Raw genomic sequence first — 22,217 nt, forward strand, 5'->3', positions numbered from 1 at the left:
GTGTGCGTGGCACTATGATCAATCCAACGAATGTTTCTTATGCAATACATCTCTGGGATTGATCAATGTCCAGCTACCCAAGCATCGACACTGAAGTGCTGCGCACCTTCGTCGCCATCGCCGATCAAGGCGGTTTTACCCGCGCTGGCGAACTGGTCAACCGCACTCAATCGGCGGTGAGCATGCAGATGAAGCGCCTCGAAGAAGACGTGTTGCAGCGCAAACTATTCGAGCGCGACGGCAGGCAGGTGCGTCTAACGCCCGAGGGCCAAGTACTGTTGGGATATGCGCGGCGAATTCTGAAACTGCATAGCGAGGTGTTCAACACCCTGCGCGAGCCGCATATGGTGGGGCTGGTACGGATCGGCACGCCGGACGACTACGTAATGCGCTTCCTTCCGGGAATCCTCAAGCAATTTTCCAAAGCGTACCCGCTGATCCAAATCGAACTGCATTGCGAGTCGTCAACGGTGCTGATGCAGCGACGCGACCTGGCACTGACGGTAATCAGCCGCGAACCTGGCAAAGAAATCGGCGAACTGTTACGCACTGAACGGATGGTCTGGGCAGCAGCGCCCTGCTTTTGCGTGGAAGACCACGATGCCGTGCCCCTGGCAGTCTCCGGCGCCGACTGCTTGTATACACAGTGGACCCGCGCCGCTCTGGATGCTTCCGGCCGAGACTATCGCCTGGCGTACCACAGCACCAACGTGGCAGCTATCCAGGCGGTGGTGAGTGCCGGCCTGGCCGCGATGATCTGCATGGAAAGCCTGGTGACTGAAGACTTGCGCGTACTCGGCAGCGACGAGGGTTTCCCACCGCTGCCCTCGATGAATCTGCACTTGCTGCGCAATCCGCAAATCACCTCGCCAATCACCGAGTGCCTGGCCGAGTACATCCTGGAAGGCTTCAGACTTTAAAGGTCAGCATCACGGCACACACCACCAGGAAACCGCAGAACAGGCCACGCAACAGGCGCTCGGGTAATGCGTGGGCAACTTTCACGCCCCAACTGATACTCAGCAGGCCACCGACCGCCAGGGGTATGCCGATCATCCAGTCCACTTCGTGGTGCCAGGCGTAGGTGACGAGGGTCACGCCCGTGCTGGGCAAGGCCAAGGCCAGGGACAAGCCTTGAGCGACTACTTGGGTGGTGCCGAACACACTGGTCAGCACCGGAGTGGCGACCACCGCGCCGCCGACACCAAACAGGCCGCCCATGGAGCCGGATACGGCGCCCAGCACCCCGAGCCAGGGCCAGGAATAACGCATTTGCGCGGTCGGCGGCGCGTTGCGGGTGAACATGCGGAGCAGGTTGTAGGCCGACAACGCCACCAGAAAGGCAATAAAGCCAATCCGCATCGCGCCGGCATCAAGGCCTACCGCCCAGATCGAGCCCAGCCAGGCAAAGCTGAAACCCATAATCCCAAGCGGCAGCGCGTGACGCAGTTCAATTCGGTTGCGCTGGTGGTAACGCCACAGGGCGAGCATCACATTTGGCACTACCATCACCAGCGCGGTGCCCTGAGCAATTTGTTGATCCAGGCCAAACAATACGCCGAGCACCGGGATCGCAATCAGCCCACCGCCAATGCCAAACAACCCGCCCACCGTGCCCAAGGCAGCGCCCAGCACCAGGTACATCGCTAAATCCCACACCGCTCATTACTCCACAATCCCAGGCTCTGCATGCTACGCAGTCGGCCCTGGCGCGGAAACGCACAGCAACGCACAATGGCTGTGCCAATTTTGCACAAGCACTCAGCCATGAACCCCAATACCCTCACTGATCAGTTGAGCCTGTTTCTAGATGTGCTCGAAACCGGCAGCTTTTCCGCAGCTGCACGCCGCCACCCACTGACGCCCTCCGCGGTGGCGCGGCGCATCGACAGCCTGGAAAGCTCAGTGGGTAGCCGCTTGTTCCAACGCAGCACTCATGCGGTAGTGCCGACGCCCGCTGGCCTGGCGTTTGCCGAGCGGGCGCGGCGGATTGTCAGCGAATTGCAACTGGCGCGCGCCGAAGCGGTGTCCCTGAGCCATGCGCCGGAAGGCTTGATCCGCGTGGATGCGCCCGCGGCGTTTGGTCGACGGCATCTGGCACCGGTGATTGCGGACTTTCTGAAGGTCTACCCCGGCCTGGACGTGCACCTGCATCTGATCGACAGTTTTGTGGATATGCAGGGTGCGCACTTGGGCAAGGTCGATCTGGTACTGCGGGCCGGGCATATCGTCGACACCCGGTTGATCGCCACGCCCTTGGCCAGCATCGTGCGCATCGCCTGCGCCAGTCCCGCCTACCTCAAAAGCCGCGGCACTCCGACCCATCCCCGAGAGTTGAGTGACCATGACGGCTTGGACTGGGATGGCCTGGCGCCGATGTTCGCGTGGCGCTTCGAGTTGGACGGGCGCCGCGCAACCTATCGCCCGCGGCGCATCCGCATGAGCGCCAACAATGCCGAAGCGCTGCTCTCAGGCGCGTTGGCCGGGTTGGGCATCGCCCACCTGCCCACTTGGCTGGCCAGCGAATACCTGGTGCGTGGCGAATTGCTGCCGCTGTTTTGCGAAGATGGCCTACCCAGCCCGGAAACCACCGGAATCTATGCGCTGCGACTGGAACAGCAGGCCAACGCGCGCAGCCGCTTGCTGCTGGAGTACCTCAAATCCCGTTTCAGTCCAGTGCCGCCATGGGATCTGGCGCTACAGAGCGGCCTGGTCTGAGCGCCTGGACCGAATTATCTGGCGCATTAAAGATTTGCCCGCTAGATTTCAGCCCATACACGTTTTTAAGGCACCGCCATGAGCAAAAACCCTGATCCGTGCGAATCCCTGATGCTGAATAACCAGCTGTGTTTCGCCTTGCACTCCACTTCATTGCTTATGACCAAGGTCTACAAGCCTCTGCTGCAAGCTCTCGGCCTGACGTACCCGCAGTACTTAGCCATGATGGTGCTGTGGGAAGAGGACGGTTTGACTGTCGGCGAAATCAGCAGCCGCCTGCTGACGGACCCTGGCTCACTGACGCCACTGCTCAAGCGCCTGGAGGCCGAAGGCCTTCTCAGCCGCACCCGCAGCCGCGAAGATGAACGGGTGGTGGTGGTGGAATTGACTGCCGCGGGACGTGCCTTGCAGGACAAGGCAATGGGTATTCCGCAGTGCATCCTCAGGGCCAGCGGTTTGGAACTGGAGCAGTTGCGCAAGCTGCAAGCTGATCTGATTACGTTGCGCAGTAACCTGCAAAGCACCGTTTAGCCACCTTCACGCATTGACTTGCAGCACTCCCCGGAAAACATTTCAAAAATTATCTTGCGCACTAAATATTAGCGCTATACATTTGCCTCACAAACTAATTAGCGCGCAAATATTTTGCGAAACACTAGACCGAGGACGACACCATGCAAACTCTCTACACCGCAGTAGCCACCGCCACCGGCGGACGTGATGGTCGCGCTGTTTCCAGCGATAACATTCTCGACGTTAAGCTCTCCACGCCTAAAGAGCTGGGCGGCGCCGGTGGCCAAGCCACTAACCCGGAACAACTGTTCGCTGCTGGCTACTCGGCCTGCTTTATCGGCGCGCTGAAATTCGTTGCCAGCCAGACCAAACGCAAAATCCCGGACGACGCCTCGATCACTGCCCACGTAGGCATCGGCCAGATCCCCGGCGGTTTCGGCTTGGACATCGACCTGCACATCAGCCTGCCAGGCCTGGCCCAGGATGACGCGCACAGCCTGGTCGATGCGGCTCACCAAGTCTGCCCGTACTCCAACGCCACCCGTGGCAACGTCGATGTGCGCCTGCATGTAACCGTATGAAAAACACCCGCCCATAAAAAAACCCGACGTGAAGTCGGGTTTTTTTATGGGCGGAGCCAGAATTACTTCTTGGCGCGGCCTTTGTACGAACCGCCTTCGCGGGTGTCGATCTCGATCAGGTCGTCGATTTCGATGAAATCAGCTACTTGCAGCTCGGTACCGTTAGCCAGCTTGGCAGGCTTCATCACCTTGCCCGAAGTGTCGCCGCGAGCGGAGCCTTCGGTGTAGGCAACTTTACGCACGATAGTGGTTGGCAGTTCAACGGAAACCAAACGCTCTTCGAAGAAGATCGCTTCGCAGATATCTTCCATACCTTCTTCCACGAACGGCAGAACGGCTTCGATGTCTTCAGCGTTCAGCTCGTACATGGTGTAGTCAGTGGTGTCCATGAACGTGTAGGTGTCGCCGCTGATGAAGGACAGGGTCGCTTCTTTGCGGTCGAGGATTACGTCGTCCAGTTTGTCATCGGCGCTGTAGACGATCTCGGTCTTGTAACCGGTCAGCAGGTTCTTCAGCTTGGTCTTCATGATTGCGCTGTTACGACCAGACTTGGTGAACTCAGCTTTCTGAACCAGCCAAGGGTCGTTTTCGAGACGGATCACTGTACCGGGTTTCAGTTCTTTACCAGTTTTCATTGCATATATCCGAAATTTGGATGGGATTTACAAAAATCAAGGTGGCGTATCATATCCAACTTTCATAAAACTGTACCAGCGCCGTCGCAAGATCAGCCTGCAAGCCCTGTTCCAGACACCACGTTTCGGCGCGTTGAGTGACTTCCGGCCAGTGCTCCAACAATTTTTTCCACGGCTGTGCCATGTCACCCTCGGTGTTCCAAGCCTGCCAAAGCGCGACCAATGCCGCCTTCGCGGCCGGTGATAAGGCGGCGGTGTACAAATCCAGGAAGGCATCTAGCTTGTCGAGGTGTATGTCTTCGTCCTGGCGGTAGATGTGCCACAGCAACGGGCGCCCCGCCCATTGGGCGCGGACGAACGAGTCTTCACCGCGCACTGCGTTAAAGTCACAGCACCACAGCAGGTGGTCATATTGCTCCTGACGCACGAACGGCAGCACCTGCACGGTCAGAGACTTACGTTGATGAATATCGCCCGCGACGAGCCCTCCTACACCGAGCCAGCGCTGTACGTCACCGAGGATGCGGCCCTCCGGCACCAGTAGATGAGTGGCACGCCCGTCCGTCGATAAGACGTCCAGCCATCCGGCGAGACCAGCGTTTTCGTAGGCAAACAGTGAGAACAGCCGCGCACCATCATGCGGAATCACACCTAAGGTTTGCAGGAATTGTCGCTGCGCAGCGACATCCAGTTGAAAAGCGTGACGCTTTTCCAGCAACCCCGCCTCACGGAGCAAACCGCCAGTACCAGGTCGGAAGCCGGGGAAAAAGAAGTACTTCTGTACTCCCTTGAACTTCACCGACGGCAGGCGATGGCAGCCCACCACCCAGTCCTCGGCACTGAGGTAATCCAGGTTCATCCACAACGGCGTGCGCTCACGCTCGGCCATGGCTTCCATATACTCAGGCGGTAACTGGCAGGCGAAAGCGGCAATCACCACATCTCCGGCAGGAGTTGGCGACCATTGGGCTGGCCAGTGGTGTACATCAACGCCCTCCTGCCACTGTTGCTCCCGCTGCACATCCACCTCGGGGCACATGCGTTCGAAGGCCCGCAGGTCATCAACCCACAAGCGCACCTCGCAGCCATGCTCCACCACCAATTGCCGGGCCAGCCGCCAAGTCACGCCGATGTCGCCGAAGTTATCGACAACGCTGCAAAAAATATCCCAGCGGGCTTTCATTCCGGGCTCCAACGCTCAAAGGCTCGATTGTCCGCATAAATGCGCCGATGCAGAAGGCTTGATCGCGATTATTCTGCACAGTGGCTGTGCGACAATCGCCGCTACGCCGCAAATGCCCGCCAGGAGGCCATCATGTCGGATCAATCGTTGTCGCTGCTCAAGCTGTGCATCGCTATCGCCGTGGGTGTATGGCTGGGGTTTATCGCCATTGCGCTGACCACCTGGCTGGCGTCGAGCTACCTGTTCCCGCAAAGCCTTGCGCCGGTGGCGCAGGCAGTCCAGCAATTAGGCAAGCCGACCGTTGTCGCGCCTGAACCCCCCAACCGTATGTTCGAGCAGTACCAGCAGAACCTGCACAAGCAGGAACAGCAACAAGCCCTGGACCAGGCACGTAACAACGCACGTAACCTGTCCAACCCTAAATGCCAGTTCTGGCTGCAACAGGACCAGAATGCGCCCAATGAAAAGAGCCGGGCCAATGTCCTGCAATTCTGCGAATGATCAAGCACAACCATGAATAAGCACGCCGTCCTCCAGTTGATCCTGGAAAAACTCACTGTCGATCTCGATATCGCCCAGCGCGCCGCGCAGACCGCCTACGAAACCGCGACTCACGAAGAGAACATCGCGGAAAACAAATACGACACCCTGGGGTTGGAGGCTTCGTATCTCGCGGCCGGGCAGGCCAAACGGGTCGAGGAAATCAAGCAAGCGCTCGCGCTGTGCCAGAGCCTGCAGTTGCGTGCCTACGATGATCAACGAGGCATAGAAGTCGGCGCGCTATTGGGCCTGGAGGACGAGAACGGTCGCCAGCAATGGCTATTCCTGGCGCCTGATGCTGCAGGCTTGAAGGTGGATGTGGTCGGGCAACCGGTGACTGTCATCACCCCGCGCTCGCCCATGGGCAAAAGCCTGCTGGGCAAGTTCGAAGGCGATGAGGTAGAGATTCTGGTGGCAGGCGCCCGGCAACTGTTTACGGTTACCGAGGCCCGATAAACCACTCAGTGGACGGGCAATTCAACGCCGTCGAACAGCTCTTCCAGTTCCTGTTTGTTATGGCACTGGATCGCCTTGGCCATCACTTCGCGGGTCAGGTGCGGCGCAAACTTCTCGATGAAGTCGCACATGAACCCACGCAGGAACGTGCCACGCCGGAAGCCGATCTTGGTCACGCTGGATTCGAACAACTCGCTGGCGTCGAGAACCACCAGGTCTTTGTCGAGGTTGGTGTCGACGGCCATCTTGGCGACGATACCCACGCCCAGGCCCAGACGCACGTAAGTCTTGATCACGTCGGCGTCGGCGGCGGTGAACACCACTTTCGGTGTGAGGCCGCGATGGCTGAAAGCTTCGTCGAGCTTGGAGCGGCCAGTGAAACCGAACACGTAGGTCACGATCGGGTATTCAGCCAGGGCTTCGAGGGTCAGCTTCGGCAGTTTGGCCAACGGGTGCCCCTGAGGCACCACAACGCAACGGTTCCAGCGGTAGCACGGCATCATCACCAGGTCACCGAACAGTTCCAGGGCTTCGGTGGCGATGGCAAAATCGACGGTGCCATCAGCAGCCATCTCGGCGATTTGCATCGGCGAGCCCTGGTGCATGTGCAAGGCCACGTCCGGGTATTGCTTGATGAAATCGCGGATCACCGGAGGCAATGCATAACGCGCCTGGGTGTGGGTGGTGGCGATCGATAGAGTGCCTTTTTTCTCGTTGGAAAATTCCTGAGCGATCTGCTTGATGCTTTCGACTTTACGCAGGATCTCGCCGGCAGTAGTGATGATGCGCTCACCAGCCGGGGTGACACGGGTTAGATGCTTGCCGCTGCGCGCGAACACTTCGACGCCCAGCTCGTCTTCGAGCAGGCGTATCTGCTTGCTGATACCGGGTTGCGAGGTGTACAGGCTTTGAGCGGTAGCGGAAACGTTGAGGTCGTGGTGCGCCACTTCCCAGATGTAGCGCAGTTGTTGAAGCTTCATATGTGTCCCTCAAAGCAGATAGACGCCACGGGTATCAGCGACGGTATATAACTATATTAAAGGTTAGACTGATAAATCTAGAACTTTTTATCGTTTTCTACCGGTCATACGTCATCAATGCGTCGACCTTGTAAGGACGGCACCAAGTAAACCGGCACCGTAGACAGCTGCAGCACCCGTGCCGCGGTACGCCCAAGCGGCGCTGTCGTGCCGGTTGCATGGCTGTGGCTACCGACGATCAACAGGTCGACGGACAGCTTGCACAGTTGGTCAAGAATCACCTCGCACGGGTCGCCCTGAATCACACGTACCGAGCGGATCAACTTCAAGTCCTGCTCACCCTCCCCCAACTCCTCGCGGAAACTGTCGAGCACCCGCTGCTCGATGGTCGCCATCACCGTGCTAAGCCCTTGGGTCTGCCATTCACTCAACGCCGCTTCATCAAGGTAGCTCTGCAGCACCGATTCGGCGAACAGCCCAATAGGCTCGACCGCGTGAATCACATACAGGTCAGCCTTGAACGTTCGCGCCAGCGCCAGTGCATGCTGCATCACATAGGGCGCGTACAGACCGAGGTCCGTGGCGTACAGCATCGAACGAATCATAAAACCTCCTGGACTGCCAGGGTGGAGGAGATTGAATGAGCTTAGCAGCGGCCCTAACTCTCGGCCTGAATCCTCACCTCATTACTGATGCCATGGGGCACGTGCCCCGTGGCCACCACCTCCCTGGCTTTCTCGCAATGACCGGCTTGGTCATCGAAAAATACATCAGCGGCAAACGCTTCCAGGAACGCGGACTTCTCCAGACCGCCAAGAAACAAGGATTCGTCCAAGCGAATATCCCACTCACGCAACGTGCGAATCACCCGCTCGTGAGACGGCGCCGAACGGGCGGTTACCAAAGCTGTGCGGATCGGACAGGCCTCTTCAGGAAACTCACGCTGCAATACGTTCAGCGCGGCCAGAAACCCCTTGAACGGACCGCCGTGCAAGGGCTGGCGCGCCGATTCGCGCTCGCTGGCCTGGAACGCGGCTAACCCGCCGGCCTGATACACGCGCTCCGACTCATCGGAAAACAACACCGCGTCGCCGTCAAAGGCGATGTGCAGTTCCTCGCTGGAAGCCCGTCTCGGGCCGCCCGACAAAATCGTCGCCGCTGCAAAGCCGGCATCAAGGGCACTGCGCACATCCTCAGCATGGGTCGAAAGAAACAGATGGCAACCAAAGGCGGCCAAATAAGGATAAGGGCTACGCCCTCCTACGAAAGCGGCGCGGGAGATATCCAGGCCGTAGTGCTGAATAGAGTTAAATACACGCAGGCCAGTGTCGGCACTGTTGCGCGATACGAGCACCACTTCAACCCGGGCACGACCCAGGCTGGCGTTGAGGCTCAACAGCTTTTTGACCAGAGGGAAGGCGTCGCCGGGCTCAAGGATTTCTTCCTCGTGTTCGATCTGGTATTTGCGGTAGGCCTCCACCCCTTGAGCGAGATAGACCTTGTGGCTGTCGCTCAGGTCGAACAAGGCCCGCGACGAAATCGCCAGCACCAGTTTGTCGCCTAATCCCTTCGCCATGCATTTACCCCCCGAATCAGCGGTTATGCCGATCAATAAAACTCAAGGCCTGATACAGCGCCTGCATACGCGGTAATTCGCAGCCCGCGGCTTTGGCGGCTGCCAGAGGGCGAGCATAGATGGCCTCCAGCTCCAGCGGGCGCTTATGTACGTGGTCGTGGTACATGCTCGGCAAGTAATCGTCCATGGTTTCGGTCATGGCAAACATCTGCTCAGCGTAACTCTTGGGGATTTCCTGGCCACAGGCATGGGCACCCTGCACCACTTCAGCCATCAGCGCCTGGATCAGTTGGCGACTGGATTCGTCGGCCATCAGGGCCGTGGTGCCAGTCCCCAACACTACCGAAAGGCCGTTGTAAGGCACGTTCCACACCAGCTTGTGCCAGCGCGCCTGATGCACATTGGCCATGGCCTGGGACTCGATACCAGCCTTATGAAACAACGCGGCGCCTGCCTCGACAATTGCTTTCTGACGAACCTCATCGTTAGCAGCAGAACCGCTGTGATAGCCCAGATTGACCCGGCCCAAGGCTTGATGCTCAACCACACCCGGACCAGAACGGTGCACGCCGATATAGCACAGGCCGCCGAGCAGATGCAGCGACAGCGGCAGGTGTTCTCGCAGGCTGTCTTCTACATCCAGGCCGTTTTGAAGCAGCACCACTTTGGCATCCGGCGCCGCGATTTGGGCAATGGTCGGCGCCAACTCAACATTGCCCGTGGACTTGGTGCCCACCAGCAACCAGTCACACGGCGGCATATCGGCGGCGCGCGCGTAGGCCTGAACCGGGTACAGGTGCAACTTGCCGTGCACCGTGCTGTTGATGTGCAAGCCGTGCTCGCTGACCGCGGCATATTCGCTGCGCAGCAGAAAGTGCACATCGAACCCGGCGCGCGCCAGCATCACACCGTAGAATCCCCCGATGGCACCGGTTCCGATAATGCCAACGCGTGGCGACTGTACTGTCATGGCAAATCCTCTGGAGTACGGATCAACGCTTGATTGATCGCGTCGGCAAGGTCGGCAGATGTAAGACGTGTCTGTAATTGTCCGAGGAATTGACCCTCGCACACGACGAACAACGCGGGCAAATGAAAGATCTGATAGCGTTCAACCGCGCCACCGTTGTGCCCGGCATCCACCCAGCACACACGGTCCACCGGCAAGTGCCACCCGGGCAGTTGCTGGCGCGCCCAACGGCAGCTGGAGCATCCTACGCTGGTGAACACCACGAGCGAAATCCCTGGCAATCCCAGCAATTGCTGGTCAATATCCAGGTCGGTCAATTCCAGTTCCTTCACTATACTGCTGCCACCGCCGTCTACAGAACGGTGCTCGGAGTCCGTGTACATGGGTCGTTTTTTACCTCACCCTGATGATGTCGCTGTCGAGTTAATCCAACGCCCCTCTCCCGCCATACCCCGCCAACGCCTGCTCTCTAACGGCCTGGGTGGCATTGCCTGCAATTGGCCGCGCGCCTGGCGCCAGGGCACGGCCGTTGACTTGCACATTCCATCCCTGGGTGCCACCGCCCGCTACCCAGGCTACGTGGCGTGGTGTCGCAAGGTGGAAAACGGCTACCGCGTCGGCATTTCGTTTACCGATGAACATGCGTTGTTCGGTGCGCGCATGGGCGAACAAGCATGCCGGATAGAGCGCTACTGCCGCCAGCACGAAGATGCTGAGCCTAGCCCTGCGAAAGTCGAAGCCCTGGCCCGCGAGTGGGTGGCGCGACACGCCAGTGACTTCTCCCATGAGGCGTTTGTGCGGCCAGCAGGGGATTAAAGGGGGCTTTGCCCATTGTCGCGGGCCCGTGTTACGCGCTAAGGTTCCTCCCCCCTGCATCCAAATCATGCTGTGCTCCGCCGCACGGGGATAGCTGGCGGCCGGCACCCGTGACCCTGACGAGTAACACGATGGCTGATTTACCGATCAATGACCTAAACGTCGAATCCAACGAGACGCTGATCACGCCCGATCAGCTCAAGCGCGAAATCCCCCTGAGCGACGCTGCCCTGCAGACCGTCACCAAGGGTCGCGAAGTCATCCGTGAGATTCTCGACGGCACCGACCACCGCCTCTTTGTGGTAATCGGCCCATGCTCGATCCATGACCTCAAGGCCGCACACGAATATGCTGAGCGCCTCAAGGTACTGGCGGCAGAAGTGTCCGACACCTTGTACTTGGTGATGCGCGTCTATTTCGAAAAGCCGCGTACCACCGTCGGCTGGAAAGGCTTGATCAACGACCCGTACCTGGACGACTCGTTCAAGATCCAGGACGGTTTGCACATTGGTCGTCAGTTGCTGCTGGACCTGGCCGAAATGGGCCTGCCCACTGCCACCGAAGCGCTTGACCCGATCTCCCCGCAATACCTGCAGGACCTGATCAGCTGGTCGGCCATCGGCGCGCGTACCACCGAATCCCAGACCCACCGTGAAATGGCGTCCGGTCTGTCATCGGCCGTGGGCTTCAAGAACGGCACCGACGGCGGCCTGACTGTGGCGATCAACGCGCTGCAATCAGTTTCCAGCCCCCACCGTTTCCTGGGTATCAATCAGGAAGGCGGCGTCTCCATCGTCACCACCAAGGGCAATGCCTACGGTCACGTGGTACTGCGCGGCGGCAACGGCAAGCCCAACTATGATTCAGTCAGCGTTGCGTTGTGCGAGCAAGCGTTGAACAAGGCCAAGATCAAGCCAAACATTATGGTCGATTGCAGCCACGCCAACTCCAACAAGGATCCGGCCCTACAGCCGTTGGTGATGGAAAACGTTGCCAACCAGATCCTCGAAGGCAATCAGTCGATCATCGGCCTGATGGTCGAGAGCCATTTGAACTGGGGATGCCAGGCGATTCCAAAAGACCTGGCCGACTTGCAGTACGGCGTGTCGATCACCGATGCCTGCATCGACTGGGCCGCCACCGAAAACACCCTGCGCAGCATGCACGCCAAGCTCAAGGACGTATTGCCAACACGCAAACGCACCTGAACCGCAACTGCACACACAAAAACGCCGGGCTAAGCCCGGCGTTTTTTTATTGTCTGCTGATCACTCAGAGCTTCGCGGCATGACGCTGGTGGCGCTCCATGTAGCGTTCGACATAGGAGCAGGAAGGGATCACCGTGTAGCCAGCCTCTTCGGCAAACTTTAAGGCCTCTTCGGTCAACGCCGCCGCAATGCCGCGGCCCCGCAGTGCGTTGGGCACGAAGGTCCGATAGATATCCAGGGTCTGCTTCCCGAGGTCCATATAGGTCAGATAGGCACGATGACCGTCCACATTGGTCTCGAACTGATGACCAGCCTGGTCATGGTGGATGGACAACGCCTCGCTCATCACTACTCCTCGCGGGTCTTGAATTCTGACCCCTACCTTACCGATGTTTTTCCGGCGAAGGAACATCTACGCCACCCCGTGCCGGTTTCGACAACGAGAAAACCTTGAGCGCTAACAACCAGCACGTAGGGAATAGTAGGCACCAATCCTGAAATTGCTCAAGGCGCACTCGTCATCCCCTGCTGCTGGTGGATATAGAAGGGGCCTCGACCAAACACTGGTCGAAAGCCTGAACATTGCCGGCAGTTGAACCTTGAGACGAACAGGCGCTCTTAAAGTCACCTCTACATGAGTAAAAGATGCCCGGCCAAGCAACGCCAAACGCAACGTAAGTGTCGGCCCGAATATATAAATTTTCATCTATATACAAAGCTTAACGCATGCAGGCCGGCCCTTTCAGCCTGGATCCAATCTTCACCCGTATGAAAAAAATTGGACGGTTTTTATACAAACCTCCAAAAGATTAGCCAAAATAGATTAGGTGCGAGAATTTTTTTTGCTTCTTGCGCTACGTCAGTTTACTTACTACAAGTAATGGGTAGTATGTACGCCGGCTATTAGCTCACTCTGAGAAAGTAGCCATTTAATAGAAAGTCCTTGAAGGGGAACACGATGAACAACGTTCTGAAATTCTCTGCTCTGGCTCTGGCCGCAGTTCTGGCTACCGGTTGCAGCAGCGTCTCCAAAGAAACCGAAGCTCGTCTGACTGCAACTGAAGACGCAGCAGCTCGCTCCCAGGCCCGTGCAGACGAAGCCTACCGTAAAGCTGATGAAGCTCTGGCTGCTGCTCAAAAAGCACAACAGACTGCTGACGAAGCTAACGAGCGCGCTCTGCGTATGCTTGAAAAAGCTAGCCGCAAGTAATAATCCCTCGGGATTGTTATCAAGCCGATCCATTTATGGATCGGCTTTTTTATTGTCTGCGATTCGCACCTGAACGCAGGCAATAAAAAGCCCGCCGCAGCGCAAGGCTGTGGGCGGGCTTTTGATCGAGCAGAGTTACTGCTGAAGATCGATCAGCGAGCTGGACGCTATAGGCGCCCCACCTGGCACGCCGATTTCAGTCGGCAAACCATCTTCCGCGGCCACCACATCACGCACCTGATCCCAATTGACCCGCAGGTTATTGGCCAAGTCTTCACGCTTGAGCAAAGCGTTGATCACCGCCGTGTGCTTGTCGACCACCGATGGCGTTCCATCATCATTCAAAGGCGTATGCGCTTCCAGATAGACCTTGCCGCCGCTGCTGCCGAACTTGTAGGCATCGTTGATGATGCGCACCGACGTACCTACCGGCACCATGCCCGCCATCTCCAGCACATTATTGTTGAACATGCGGAAACAGCCATGACTGGTACGTGTGCCAATACCGAACTTCATGTTGGAGCCGTGGATCAGGTAACCCGGTGTGCCCAGGGTGAACTTGAACGGGCCCAGCGGATTATCTGGTCCGGCAGGCACCACGTTAGGCAAAGGATCACCGTTGGCGGCGTGTTCGGCCTTGATCGAAGCCGGCGGCGTCCATGTCGGGTTCGGCGTCTTGGCGATAATACTGGTGTGGGCAATGGGCGAGCCCCAGCCCTCACGACCAATCCCCAACGGGAAGGTGTAGACCACGTTCTGGCCCTTGGGGAAATAATAGAGCCGGTATTCCGCCAGGTTGATCACGATGCCCTCACGAGGCCCCGGCGGCAGGATAAAACGCGTCGGCAGCACGATCTCGGTGCCCGCTCCCGGCAACCAGGCATCAACACCTGGGTTGGCCGCGACCATTTCCGAATAGCCCAGGTCGTAAGTGGTGCCCAGGTCGGCAAAGGTGTCTTCGTACTTGGCCTTGATCACCTGGACCTGGCCGACGATGTCTTCACCCGGAGGTGGCAAGGGCAACTGCAAAGCAGATGCAGAACCCGCCGCACAGAGTGCAGCGAGAGACAGGCAGCAGGTGACGACGGAAAGGCGCGACAACATCCGGAAAATCCTTCGCAGAACGACGTGTAGGTAAAAATCGATTGTATACGTGATGTGAGCTTCTAGCTGCAAGCGTGTCGCGGCCGCTAGAGTTCGAAACGCAGCTCAGGCCAGATCGGCGGTGTGCCGCGCTTTTGGGACTCCAAGATGGCCCGGCACAAGGGGCAAAGGCGCTGGTCCTGGAAAATCGAGCGATCAACCCGCGACCAACGTGGCTGCGCTGGCAGTAACGTGCCGCACAGCGTGCGATCGATGGAGCCGCCCAGTTCCAATTGACGCGCCACTAAATGCACCCGCACTTCCTGGCAGGCGAAGAGATCCAACTGCTCGTCCGGCTCGATCAGTTGGTAGTTAAACAGTGACCAGGCAGGACGCGACATCGGGGGCTCCAGATCGGGGGGGCGCCACCTTAGCCGAAAGCCTGCCAGTAGAAAAGCGTCATAGCAGCGGTTTTAGCGTAGGCCAGACATTTTCCAGCAACTTGCCCTGAGCAGCGACAGCCGGGTGCAGCCCGTCAGCCTGCATCAATTGCGAATTGCCGCCGATTCCTTCAAGGAAAAACGGTACCAACGGCACCTTTTTCTGCTGGGCGACATCGGCAAATACTTTGGCGAAGGCGTCGACATAACGCTTCCCATAGTTAGGTGGAATCTGCATGCCCAGCAACAGCACCTTCGCGCCGCTGTCCTGGGACTTCTGAATCATCGACGCAAGATTTTGTTGCAATTGCGTAGGGGGCATACCGCGCAGGCCGTCATTGCCACCCAGTTCGATAATCACTACCTCAGGCTTATGCTCTGCAAGGGCCGCCGGCAGCCGCGCGAGACCTCCAGCACTGGTATCACCACTGATGGAGGCGTTGACCACTTTATCGTCGAAACCTTCCTTCTTGAGCCGTTGCTCCAACAAGGCAACCCACCCTTTGCGTGTATCCAGGCCGAAACCGGCACTGATACTATCGCCAACGATCAGGACTGTACCCGCCGCTGCGTTCTGGGCCATGCACATCAAGGCCAGGCCAGCACTCAAAAACCACATTCGCATCGGATTCTCCATGGGCGCAAGCATTCTCACCGCGCGGAACCTTAGCAAAGTGGTTCCCAGCGCGGAAGGTGAACTGACTATCCTGCACGAACTGAGCCTCGAACTGAACAAGGGCGATAGCCTGGCTATCGTCGGCAGCTCCGGCTCCGGTAAATCCACCCTCCTCGGCCTGCTGGCCGGACTCGACCTGCCCAGCAGCGGCGAAGTCACCCTCGCCGGACAAGCCCTCAGCCGCCTCGACGAAGACCAGCGCGCACGAATCCGCGCCGAACACGTAGGCTTTGTGTTCCAGTCGTTCCAACTGCTCGACAGCCTCAACGCGCTGGAGAACGTCATGCTGCCGCTGGAGCTGGATGGCCGCAAAGACGCCCGTGAGCGCGCCAAACACCTGCTGGAACGCGTGGGCCTCGGCCAGCGCCTCACACACTCGCCACGCCAACTTTCCGGTGGCGAGCAGCAGCGTGTAGCCATTGCCCGCGCCTTTGCCGCCGAACCGGACGTGCTGTTTGCCGATGAACCCACCGGCAACCTCGACAGCCACACCGGCGAGCGCATCAGCGACCTGCTGTTCGAGCTCAATAAAGAGAGCGGCACGACCCTGGTGCTGGTCACCCACGACGAGCGCCTGGCCCACCGTTGCCGACGCCTGATCCGCCTTGAAGCCGGCCTGATGGTCGCGCCCCTGGAGCCTTGATGGCACGTTTGCCGCTGTTGCGCCTGTTCAGCCTTGCCATGCGTCAATTGCTGCGCGATGCCCGCGCTGGCGAATTGCGCGTGTTGTTCTTTGCCCTGCTGGTGGCCGTGGCCGCCAGCACTGCTATCGGTTACTTCGGTGCACGTCTCAACGGCGCCATGATGTTGCGCGCCACCGAGTTCCTAGGCGCCGACCTGGTACTTGAAGGAAGCTCACCAGCCCGGTCCGAGCAAATCCGCTCCGGGACCGAACTGGGTCTGGATCACGCGCGAGTCGTGGAGTTCTCCAGTGTTATCGCCACAGATAACGGTATCCAGCTTTCCAGTATCAAGGCGGTCAACGAGCAATATCCGCTGCGAGGCGAACTGAAGAGCGCTGCTGCGCCCTTTGGCGATGAAACCCCTGGCGGCGGCCCCAAACCCGGCGAAGCCTGGGTGGAGGCGCGGCTGCTGACGGCACTGGACCTCAAAATCGGCGACAGCGTCGATGTCGGCATGAAAACCCTGCGTCTGGCCCGCGTACTCACCTACGAACCAGATCGCGCCGGCAACTTCTACAGCCTCACGCCAAGGGTGATGATCAACCTGGCAGACCTGGACGCCACCGGCGTGGTCCAACCCGGCAGCCGCGTCAGCTACCGCGAATTATGGCGCGGGCCGCCGGAAAGCACGGTGCTGCAAACCTATCGCGACCTGCTCAAGCCGGGGCTCGCCGCCAACCAGCGACTGCAGGACTCACGCGACGGCAATCAACAGATTGGCGGCGCCTTGGGCAAAGCCGAGCGCTACCTGAACATGGCCAGCCTGGTAGCCGTGCTGCTGGCCGGCGTGGCCGTGGCTTTGTCGGCCAACCGCTTTGCCACCCGACGCTTCGACGCCAGTGCATTGCTGCGCTGCCTGGGACTGTCACGACGCGAAGCCATGTTGCTGTTCAGCCTGCAACTGACCGTACTGGGTTTGCTCGCAAGCCTGGCCGGCGCCCTGCTCGGTTGGCTGGCACAGTTCGGCTTGTTCTATTTCCTGCACGACCTGCTGCCCGCGGATGTTCCCCCCGGGGGACTGTTGCCGGCCGTTGCCGGGATCGGCACCGGGCTGGTGGCTCTCGCCGGTTTCGCCCTGCCGCCGTTGGCAGCACTCGGTCGGGTACCGCCGTTGCGGGTGTTGCGCCGCGACCTGCTGCCAATTCCGTCCAGCACCTGGATGGTTTACGGCGCTGCGCTGTTCGCACTGGGCCTGATCATGTGGCGCCTGAGCCTGGATCTGGTGCTGACCTTCGCCCTGCTGGGCGGTGGCGTGGTGGCTGCGCTGGTCCTCGGCGGCTTGCTTTTGCTGCTGTTGCAAAGCCTGCGGCGCCTGCTGGCTCGCGCCTCCCTGCCCTGGCGCCTGGGCTTGGGCCAACTGCTGCGCCACCCATTGGCGGCGGCGGGCCAGTCACTGGCGTTTGGCTTGATCTTATTGTCCATGGGTTTGATCGCCCTGCTGCGCGGCGAATTGCTGGACACTTGGCAAAACCAGTTGCCCAAGGACGCGCCTAACTACTTTGCGCTGAACATCCTGCCGGCCGACAAGGACGCCTTTAGCGCCCGTCTGCTGGAAGTGCAGGCGCAATCAGCGCCGCTGTACCCCGTGGTGCCGGGCCGGTTGATTAGCATTAATGGCGACCCGGTACAGGACATAGTCAGCAAGGACTCCAGCGGCGACCGCGCAGTACAACGCGACCTGAGCCTGACCTGGGCCGCCGACCTGCCACCGGGCAATACGCTGACTGCAGGCTCATGGTGGTCGCAACGACCCACCGAGGATATTCCTGGCGTCTCGGTAGAAGCCAAAGTTGCTGAAAGCCTCAAGCTCAAGTTGAACGATCACCTGGTGTTCACCATTGCCGGGGAAAATCGTGAAGCGCGGGTCACCAGCCTGCGAACCATCAACTGGGATAACTTCCAGCCGAACTTCTTCATGATTTTTCAGCCCGGCACGTTGAAGGACCTGCCGGCCACCTACCTGACCAGCTTCTACCTGGCGCCAGGGCATGACCAACAAATCGTCGATCTGTCGCGAGCATTTCCGGCGGTTACGATCCTCCAGGTTGAGGCCCTGCTGGAGCAATTGCGCAGCATCCTCGCCCAAGTGACCCTGGCGGTGGAATACGTGCTGTTGTTTGTACTGGCTGCCGGGATGGCCGTGTTGTTCTCCGGTTTACAGGCCACGCTGGACGAGCGCATCCGCCAAGGCGCACTGCTACGAGCGCTGGGCGCGGAACGCAAGCTGCTGGTCAAGGCACGGCGTATCGAGTTTGGCTTGCTGGGCGCCGTCAGCGGTTTGTTGGCGGCATTGGGTACCGAACTGGTGACCTGGGTGCTGTACCGTTATGCCTTTGACCTGGTCTGGCACCCGCACCCATGGCTGTTGCTGCTGCCGATCATCGGCGCCGTACTGATCGGTGCCGCAGGAGTATTCGGCACACGCCGCGCGTTGAATGCCAGCCCACTGACGATATTGCGCGAAGGCTGAAACGCCGATGGCCCGCACTCTTCAAAGACTGCGGGCCATCATTGCCTATTTCACATATTCGATCCCGGTGATCCACCAGCACACTTCGCCACCGGGAGTCTGCACGATGGCCTCATCGTCGACCTCCTTGCGCAACAAGGCACGAGCCATCGGTGAGTCGATAGAAATGTAATCCATCCGGTCATAAATCTCGTCATAGCCGACTATGCGAAAACGCTTGGTCTCTCCCTGCTCGTTTTCAATATTGACCCAAGCACCAAAAAAAACCCTACCTTCCTGCTCGGGCATGTACTCCACCACGCGCATGTCTTCCAGACGCTTGCGCAGGTAACGCACCCGTCGGTCGATTTCTCGCAGCAGCTTCTTGTTGTACTGGTAGTCGGCATTCTCACTGCGATCCCCCAGTGAGGCGGCCCACGTCACCTTGCGCGTGGTATCTGGACGTTTTTCGCGCCACAGATAATCCAGCTCTTTCTTCAGCGCCTCATGACCTTCTTTGGTAATCAGCTTGGTACTCAAACGCATGCATCCCCAGGCAATGTCCATAGATGCCGATAGGCCAGGCAATAACTCCCTGACGTCGGTTCGCTGGGGTTGATGATAAATGAACCCGGGAAAGTAGCCAGGGCAGTCTAACCATCCAGGGTCTGATCCAGCTCAAGCAGCACACCGCGCAAACTCTGGCGTAAACCCGACACTTGCGAAGTCATCACTTTCAGGGCTTCGGTCCGCTGACTGACGGCCAACGATTGGTCATGCAACTGAGTGGTGCGCTGTTCCAATTCGCGGGTCCTTTCATCCAATTGACTCTGCTCTTGCTGCAATCGGGCCTGCCATTGATCAAGGGCTGTTTCGCGTTCCATTGCAGCGAGTTTTTGTTGGGTGAGTTCCTGAGCGACACGAGCAAGGTTGGTCAGCGTACTGTCCACTTCGAACAGGTTGCAGCGGTCTGCTGGCGCCAGTTGCTTTGGCTGCACCGGAGCGTCTGGCTCATTCATTACGGCTGGTGCAGTCCGCAACACGGTCACCGGCTCATTGATTGGCATCTGCCTTGGCTCTTCTGGCGTCTGTTCATTTACGGGCAACTGGGCAGGCTCGGTTGGGTCCGCGTCCCTGGGAGGCGCACTCATTTTCGACGAGAAGCGAATGGAAGGCACAATCAATGAAGCACTTTCGATGGGTGGCATCACCGGAGCAGACATTCCCAGGGTGATCACCTTCATCACCAGGGCCTTCTTGATGGTCACCGAATGATGCTCTTCAGGCCTCGCAGGGGGCAGTTTGCACCCTTTCAAATCGAGAAAATGATAAGAAACTTGAGTGTCGGTAACACTGCCGGTCTTAATACCCGACGCCGATGTAAGAATCTGCTTAAAAACTTGCATTGCCACCTGTAAGTCTTCCTTGGACTCTACCCCATCTAGAAAATACCGATCGAGTTTTTTGCGCAGGGTTGCGATATAGACCCTTGAACTCGCCGGCTCCACCTCTTCATCCAAGCTATAAACAAGAAAGTTTGAGGAAATCTGACCAACAGCAAATCCACAGAGCAACGCCCCGTTGACCGGCGTATCTTGGCCATCGCGTTCAAGAACAAGAGTACGTAGAAGCATCATGATAATCAGGTCTCATTAGACATTCGGAAAATCTCTACAACTCCCAGACAAACACTAGGCAGTTAGAGATTACAAACACAAAACAATTGTTCCAGCGACCTGCCTAGCGTGCACGTAGGACTTTTCCTATTAATGCTTATCGGAGTTCCCAAAAACCACTATTGCTCGTATTCTTTTTCAACATCTTCGCCCTGCGCGCACCATACTAAATGATCAAAATAACCAACCTGACAAAACATCTAAACAAGAAAACAATAATCAACGATTTTTCATTTAGCGCCTGCAAACATGAATGCCTGGGACTATTCGGAGAAAATCCTACAGTTAAAACAGCACTTCTCGATTTAATCTCAGGCTCGACACTCCCCTTCAGCGGACATATCAACATCCAAGGTATCGATACAACCACCCAATCGCATAAAGTAAAAAAGATAGTCGGCTACCAAATTAACAAGTGTGTCAGTCACCCGACGATGCTGGTTAAAGAGTTCCTTGACTACATCGCAGCCATCCGCGGACTTCGCGGCACCGAAAAGCGCGCAAAGGTTGAACATGCTGCTGCACGATTGGAATTGTCATCGGTGCTCAACGCGCCCCTTGATGCGCTGTCGATCGGCCTTAAGCGCAAAGTCGCCATCGCCCAAGCCATCTTGCACACCCCTACGCTGCTGTTACTCGATGAGCCAACTGAAGGGCTCACACCTGATCAAAAACACAAATTCAGGGCGCTTATCCAGTCGTTGACACAAGACATGACAGTGATCGTCGCCTCCCGCCACTGCGATGAATTGTCCGAGTTCTGTACTCGCGCGCTGGTTATCGCAGGCAATCGCCTGGTGGCCGACACCCCAATGCCCGATTTGCAACGCAACTCCCGTCATTTTCAGGCGGTCACCCTCGCCGCAGACGCTCCGTTGGACTTGTTGGCTCTGGCCGTACTGCCAGGTGTGGCAGGGATCGAAGAGCATCGGCATGCACCCGGTACGGTGACCGTCCTGGCCATGCCAGGACACACCATCTACCCCCACATCAATGCACTCATTGCCCATCGCCGATGGAAAATCAACTCACTGAACCTAGAGCCCGGTCGACTGAGCGATGTGGTTCATCATCTGAGCCGTGAGGCCCGTCTTTGAAACTGCTGCCAGTCATTTTCAAGCGTCAACTTCTCCACTACGCCTGCACACCCGGCACTTATCTGAGCGTTGCCATTTTTTCAGTGCTTTACGTGGCACTCGGGTTGCACATGAGTCCGTGGCCTGAACACGACATTAATACCTTGCAGGTTTTTTTCCAGTTGCACCCTTGGCTATATCTACTATTGATTCCTTCACTCGCTACGCAACTTTGGTCGGACGAATCCAATGCAGGCTTTCTCGACCTGATGAAAACAGTGCCCGTCACGACGCATGAATGGGTTGTTGGAAAATTTCTAGCAGCCTGGGCCGTGGTGGGCATGGCCCTGATGTTGGCGTTCCCCCTCGTCATCATTGCCAACTACATGGGTAATGCAGACAACAATATTATTGCCTCGCAATTTATGTCTAGCTGGCTGCTGGCAGGCAGTTATTTATCTGTTGGATTGTTTATTTTCACACTGCTGCCTCAGCGCACTGTCCTTTTCATACTGACAGTAGGCTTGCTGCTCACCTCCAGCGCTCTTTCTTATTTGCTTGATGCACTAGAGCATCAGGCGCCCATCTGGGCAATAGACAGCCTGACCTCCCTAAGCCCTTTTTCAAGGTTCAGCGCTATTGACAACGGAAAGTTTACGCTTCGCGACATCCTTTACTTCATTAGTATAATAGTCGCCTTCCTCACAGCCACGACAGTAACCCTCAATTACCGACACCGCTGAGAAGG

General features: G+C 58.0%; 27 protein-coding genes. 13 read left to right on the plus strand and 14 right to left on the minus strand.

The window, feature by feature from the left end; genetic code table 11:
- The first annotated feature begins 65 nt into the window (after window positions 1-65).
- The gene (locus ACVWXD_RS16500; RefSeq protein ID WP_032889029.1) at window positions 66-920 is read left to right on the plus strand and encodes a LysR family transcriptional regulator; all 855 of its coding nucleotides are present in this window, start codon (window positions 66-68) and stop codon (window positions 918-920) included.
- On the opposite strand, the gene ACVWXD_RS16505 is transcribed toward ACVWXD_RS16500, so the two are convergent.
- Window positions 910-1,659, minus strand: a complete 750-nt coding sequence (locus ACVWXD_RS16505) for a sulfite exporter TauE/SafE family protein (protein ID WP_095184224.1) — start codon at window positions 1,657-1,659, stop codon at window positions 910-912. The two genes, ACVWXD_RS16500 and ACVWXD_RS16505, sit on opposite strands and share 11 nt — an antisense overlap.
- 108 nt (window positions 1,660-1,767) lie before the next feature.
- Here ACVWXD_RS16505 and ACVWXD_RS16510 point away from each other — a divergent pair, with 108 nt between their 5' ends.
- From ACVWXD_RS16510 to ACVWXD_RS16520, 3 genes are all read left to right on the plus strand, one after another.
- On the plus strand, window positions 1,768-2,718 hold the full coding sequence (locus ACVWXD_RS16510; RefSeq protein ID WP_032889023.1) for a LysR family transcriptional regulator: 951 nt from the start codon (window positions 1,768-1,770) through the stop codon (window positions 2,716-2,718).
- A gap of 78 nt (window positions 2,719-2,796) precedes the next feature.
- The gene (locus ACVWXD_RS16515; protein ID WP_122755792.1) at window positions 2,797-3,249 is read left to right on the plus strand and encodes a MarR family winged helix-turn-helix transcriptional regulator; all 453 of its coding nucleotides are present in this window, start codon (window positions 2,797-2,799) and stop codon (window positions 3,247-3,249) included.
- 143 nt (window positions 3,250-3,392) lie between these two features.
- Window positions 3,393-3,812 carry an organic hydroperoxide resistance protein gene (locus ACVWXD_RS16520; RefSeq protein ID WP_122680125.1) on the plus strand — a complete coding sequence of 140 codons (420 nt, stop codon included), beginning with the start codon at window positions 3,393-3,395 and terminating at the stop codon, window positions 3,810-3,812.
- Between the two features lie 62 nt (window positions 3,813-3,874).
- On the opposite strand, the gene ACVWXD_RS16525 is transcribed toward ACVWXD_RS16520, so the two are convergent.
- Together ACVWXD_RS16525 and earP are read right to left on the minus strand one after the other, a co-directional pair.
- A complete protein-coding gene (locus tag ACVWXD_RS16525; protein WP_032889016.1) occupies window positions 3,875-4,447 on the minus strand; it encodes an elongation factor P in 573 nt (190 codons plus the stop codon).
- A gap of 49 nt (window positions 4,448-4,496) precedes the next feature.
- The gene (earP, locus tag ACVWXD_RS16530) at window positions 4,497-5,630 is read right to left on the minus strand and encodes an elongation factor P maturation arginine rhamnosyltransferase EarP (protein ID WP_181643566.1); all 1,134 of its coding nucleotides are present in this window, start codon (window positions 5,628-5,630) and stop codon (window positions 4,497-4,499) included.
- A gap of 132 nt (window positions 5,631-5,762) precedes the next feature.
- On the opposite strand from earP, the gene ACVWXD_RS16535 reads away from it, so the two are divergent.
- Window positions 5,763-6,131: a hypothetical protein gene (locus ACVWXD_RS16535; RefSeq protein ID WP_099601460.1), complete on the plus strand. Its 369-nt coding sequence runs from the start codon at window positions 5,763-5,765 to the stop codon at window positions 6,129-6,131.
- Between the two features lie 12 nt (window positions 6,132-6,143).
- A complete protein-coding gene (locus ACVWXD_RS16540) occupies window positions 6,144-6,626 on the plus strand; it encodes a GreA/GreB family elongation factor (protein ID WP_260366590.1) in 483 nt (160 codons plus the stop codon).
- A gap of 5 nt (window positions 6,627-6,631) precedes the next feature.
- Here ACVWXD_RS16540 and cysB read toward each other — a convergent pair whose 3' ends face one another.
- The 5 genes from cysB to ACVWXD_RS16565 form a co-directional block, all read right to left on the minus strand.
- Window positions 6,632-7,606, minus strand: coding sequence for an HTH-type transcriptional regulator CysB (gene cysB, locus ACVWXD_RS16545; protein ID WP_003189876.1), 975 nt, complete (start codon window positions 7,604-7,606; stop codon window positions 6,632-6,634).
- Window positions 7,607-7,710: 104 nt separating this feature from the next.
- A complete protein-coding gene (locus tag ACVWXD_RS16550; RefSeq protein WP_181643565.1) occupies window positions 7,711-8,211 on the minus strand; it encodes a universal stress protein in 501 nt (166 codons plus the stop codon).
- 53 nt (window positions 8,212-8,264) lie between these two features.
- Window positions 8,265-9,182, minus strand: a complete 918-nt coding sequence (locus ACVWXD_RS16555; protein WP_032889004.1) for a 5'-nucleotidase — start codon at window positions 9,180-9,182, stop codon at window positions 8,265-8,267.
- A gap of 16 nt (window positions 9,183-9,198) precedes the next feature.
- A complete protein-coding gene (locus ACVWXD_RS16560; RefSeq protein ID WP_032889002.1) occupies window positions 9,199-10,152 on the minus strand; it encodes a putative 2-dehydropantoate 2-reductase in 954 nt (317 codons plus the stop codon).
- A complete protein-coding gene (locus tag ACVWXD_RS16565; RefSeq protein ID WP_181643564.1) occupies window positions 10,149-10,535 on the minus strand; it encodes a thioredoxin family protein in 387 nt (128 codons plus the stop codon). The genes ACVWXD_RS16560 and ACVWXD_RS16565 overlap by 4 nt, the downstream gene beginning before the upstream one ends.
- Here ACVWXD_RS16565 and ACVWXD_RS16570 point away from each other — a divergent pair.
- On the plus strand, window positions 10,534-10,968 hold the full coding sequence (locus ACVWXD_RS16570) for a pilus assembly protein PilZ (protein WP_032888998.1): 435 nt from the start codon (window positions 10,534-10,536) through the stop codon (window positions 10,966-10,968). The genes ACVWXD_RS16565 and ACVWXD_RS16570 overlap by 2 nt on opposite strands.
- A 131-nt stretch (window positions 10,969-11,099) precedes the next feature.
- Window positions 11,100-12,176, plus strand: coding sequence for a 3-deoxy-7-phosphoheptulonate synthase (locus ACVWXD_RS16575; RefSeq protein WP_032888996.1), 1,077 nt, complete (start codon window positions 11,100-11,102; stop codon window positions 12,174-12,176).
- 64 nt (window positions 12,177-12,240) lie between these two features.
- Here ACVWXD_RS16575 and ACVWXD_RS16580 read toward each other — a convergent pair whose 3' ends face one another.
- A complete protein-coding gene (locus ACVWXD_RS16580) occupies window positions 12,241-12,522 on the minus strand; it encodes a GNAT family N-acetyltransferase (RefSeq protein WP_003189869.1) in 282 nt (93 codons plus the stop codon).
- Between the two features lie 612 nt (window positions 12,523-13,134).
- Here ACVWXD_RS16580 and oprI point away from each other — a divergent pair.
- Complete coding sequence (gene oprI / locus ACVWXD_RS16585; protein WP_003172710.1) at window positions 13,135-13,386, plus strand: outer membrane lipoprotei OprI; 252 nt, start codon at window positions 13,135-13,137, stop codon at window positions 13,384-13,386.
- A gap of 135 nt (window positions 13,387-13,521) precedes the next feature.
- On the opposite strand, the gene ACVWXD_RS16590 is transcribed toward oprI, so the two are convergent.
- The 3 genes from ACVWXD_RS16590 to ACVWXD_RS16600 form a co-directional block, all read right to left on the minus strand.
- Entirely contained in the window at window positions 13,522-14,490 is a 969-nt protein-coding gene (locus ACVWXD_RS16590) for a L,D-transpeptidase family protein (protein WP_032888994.1), read from the minus strand.
- A gap of 86 nt (window positions 14,491-14,576) precedes the next feature.
- Window positions 14,577-14,870, minus strand: a complete 294-nt coding sequence (locus ACVWXD_RS16595; RefSeq protein WP_010211879.1) for a hypothetical protein — start codon at window positions 14,868-14,870, stop codon at window positions 14,577-14,579.
- A 58-nt stretch (window positions 14,871-14,928) separates the two neighbouring features.
- Window positions 14,929-15,534, minus strand: a complete 606-nt coding sequence (locus ACVWXD_RS16600; RefSeq protein ID WP_032888992.1) for an arylesterase — start codon at window positions 15,532-15,534, stop codon at window positions 14,929-14,931.
- A 10-nt stretch (window positions 15,535-15,544) separates the two neighbouring features.
- Between ACVWXD_RS16600 and ACVWXD_RS16605 the strand changes: the two genes are divergently transcribed.
- Together ACVWXD_RS16605 and ACVWXD_RS16610 are read left to right on the plus strand one after the other, a co-directional pair.
- On the plus strand, window positions 15,545-16,228 hold the full coding sequence (locus ACVWXD_RS16605; protein ID WP_032888990.1) for an ABC transporter ATP-binding protein: 684 nt from the start codon (window positions 15,545-15,547) through the stop codon (window positions 16,226-16,228).
- Window positions 16,228-18,738: an ABC transporter permease gene (locus tag ACVWXD_RS16610; RefSeq protein WP_181643562.1), complete on the plus strand. Its 2,511-nt coding sequence runs from the start codon at window positions 16,228-16,230 to the stop codon at window positions 18,736-18,738. Before ACVWXD_RS16605 ends, ACVWXD_RS16610 begins: the two co-directional genes overlap by 1 nt.
- 45 nt (window positions 18,739-18,783) lie before the next feature.
- On the opposite strand, the gene greB is transcribed toward ACVWXD_RS16610, so the two are convergent.
- Window positions 18,784-19,257: a transcription elongation factor GreB gene (gene greB, locus ACVWXD_RS16615; RefSeq protein WP_032889294.1), complete on the minus strand. Its 474-nt coding sequence runs from the start codon at window positions 19,255-19,257 to the stop codon at window positions 18,784-18,786.
- A 113-nt stretch (window positions 19,258-19,370) separates the two neighbouring features.
- Window positions 19,371-20,354, minus strand: a complete 984-nt coding sequence (locus tag ACVWXD_RS16620; protein ID WP_457371188.1) for a hypothetical protein — start codon at window positions 20,352-20,354, stop codon at window positions 19,371-19,373.
- A 209-nt stretch (window positions 20,355-20,563) separates the two neighbouring features.
- Here ACVWXD_RS16620 and ACVWXD_RS16625 point away from each other — a divergent pair, with 209 nt between their 5' ends.
- Together ACVWXD_RS16625 and ACVWXD_RS16630 are read left to right on the plus strand one after the other, a co-directional pair.
- Entirely contained in the window at window positions 20,564-21,490 is a 927-nt protein-coding gene (locus ACVWXD_RS16625) for an ATP-binding cassette domain-containing protein (RefSeq protein WP_457371189.1), read from the plus strand.
- Complete coding sequence (locus ACVWXD_RS16630; protein WP_260366593.1) at window positions 21,487-22,212, plus strand: ABC-2 transporter permease; 726 nt, start codon at window positions 21,487-21,489, stop codon at window positions 22,210-22,212. The genes ACVWXD_RS16625 and ACVWXD_RS16630 overlap by 4 nt, the downstream gene beginning before the upstream one ends.
- Window positions 22,213-22,217: the final 5 nt, after the last annotated feature.

This window comes from Pseudomonas sp. TE3911, assembly GCF_054062775.1.

What these genes read in the sequence shown, in the direction of transcription:
- ACVWXD_RS16500 (WP_032889029.1), top strand. Translation starts at nt 66, where the DNA reads ATGTCCAGCTACCCAAGCATCGACACTGAAGTGCTGCGCACCTTCGTC.
- ACVWXD_RS16510 (WP_032889023.1), top strand. Translation starts at nt 1,768, where the DNA reads ATGAACCCCAATACCCTCACTGATCAGTTGAGCCTGTTTCTAGATGTG.
- ACVWXD_RS16515 (WP_122755792.1), top strand. Translation starts at nt 2,797, where the DNA reads ATGAGCAAAAACCCTGATCCGTGCGAATCCCTGATGCTGAATAACCAG.
- ACVWXD_RS16520 (WP_122680125.1), top strand. Translation starts at nt 3,393, where the DNA reads ATGCAAACTCTCTACACCGCAGTAGCCACCGCCACCGGCGGACGTGAT.
- ACVWXD_RS16525 (WP_032889016.1), bottom strand. Translation starts at nt 4,447, where the DNA reads ATGAAAACTGGTAAAGAACTGAAACCCGGTACAGTGATCCGTCTCGAA.
- earP (WP_181643566.1), bottom strand. Translation starts at nt 5,630, where the DNA reads ATGAAAGCCCGCTGGGATATTTTTTGCAGCGTTGTCGATAACTTCGGC.
- ACVWXD_RS16535 (WP_099601460.1), top strand. Translation starts at nt 5,763, where the DNA reads ATGTCGGATCAATCGTTGTCGCTGCTCAAGCTGTGCATCGCTATCGCC.
- ACVWXD_RS16540 (WP_260366590.1), top strand. Translation starts at nt 6,144, where the DNA reads ATGAATAAGCACGCCGTCCTCCAGTTGATCCTGGAAAAACTCACTGTC.
- cysB (WP_003189876.1), bottom strand. Translation starts at nt 7,606, where the DNA reads ATGAAGCTTCAACAACTGCGCTACATCTGGGAAGTGGCGCACCACGAC.
- ACVWXD_RS16550 (WP_181643565.1), bottom strand. Translation starts at nt 8,211, where the DNA reads ATGATTCGTTCGATGCTGTACGCCACGGACCTCGGTCTGTACGCGCCC.
- ACVWXD_RS16555 (WP_032889004.1), bottom strand. Translation starts at nt 9,182, where the DNA reads ATGGCGAAGGGATTAGGCGACAAACTGGTGCTGGCGATTTCGTCGCGG.
- ACVWXD_RS16560 (WP_032889002.1), bottom strand. Translation starts at nt 10,152, where the DNA reads ATGACAGTACAGTCGCCACGCGTTGGCATTATCGGAACCGGTGCCATC.
- ACVWXD_RS16570 (WP_032888998.1), top strand. Translation starts at nt 10,534, where the DNA reads ATGGGTCGTTTTTTACCTCACCCTGATGATGTCGCTGTCGAGTTAATC.
- ACVWXD_RS16565 (WP_181643564.1), bottom strand. Translation starts at nt 10,535, where the DNA reads ATGTACACGGACTCCGAGCACCGTTCTGTAGACGGCGGTGGCAGCAGT.
- ACVWXD_RS16575 (WP_032888996.1), top strand. Translation starts at nt 11,100, where the DNA reads ATGGCTGATTTACCGATCAATGACCTAAACGTCGAATCCAACGAGACG.
- ACVWXD_RS16580 (WP_003189869.1), bottom strand. Translation starts at nt 12,522, where the DNA reads ATGAGCGAGGCGTTGTCCATCCACCATGACCAGGCTGGTCATCAGTTC.
- oprI (WP_003172710.1), top strand. Translation starts at nt 13,135, where the DNA reads ATGAACAACGTTCTGAAATTCTCTGCTCTGGCTCTGGCCGCAGTTCTG.
- ACVWXD_RS16590 (WP_032888994.1), bottom strand. Translation starts at nt 14,490, where the DNA reads ATGTTGTCGCGCCTTTCCGTCGTCACCTGCTGCCTGTCTCTCGCTGCA.
- ACVWXD_RS16595 (WP_010211879.1), bottom strand. Translation starts at nt 14,870, where the DNA reads ATGTCGCGTCCTGCCTGGTCACTGTTTAACTACCAACTGATCGAGCCG.
- ACVWXD_RS16600 (WP_032888992.1), bottom strand. Translation starts at nt 15,534, where the DNA reads ATGCGAATGTGGTTTTTGAGTGCTGGCCTGGCCTTGATGTGCATGGCC.
- ACVWXD_RS16605 (WP_032888990.1), top strand. Translation starts at nt 15,545, where the DNA reads ATGGGCGCAAGCATTCTCACCGCGCGGAACCTTAGCAAAGTGGTTCCC.
- ACVWXD_RS16610 (WP_181643562.1), top strand. Translation starts at nt 16,228, where the DNA reads ATGGCACGTTTGCCGCTGTTGCGCCTGTTCAGCCTTGCCATGCGTCAA.
- ACVWXD_RS16620 (WP_457371188.1), bottom strand. Translation starts at nt 20,354, where the DNA reads ATGATGCTTCTACGTACTCTTGTTCTTGAACGCGATGGCCAAGATACG.
- ACVWXD_RS16625 (WP_457371189.1), top strand. Translation starts at nt 20,564, where the DNA reads ATGATCAAAATAACCAACCTGACAAAACATCTAAACAAGAAAACAATA.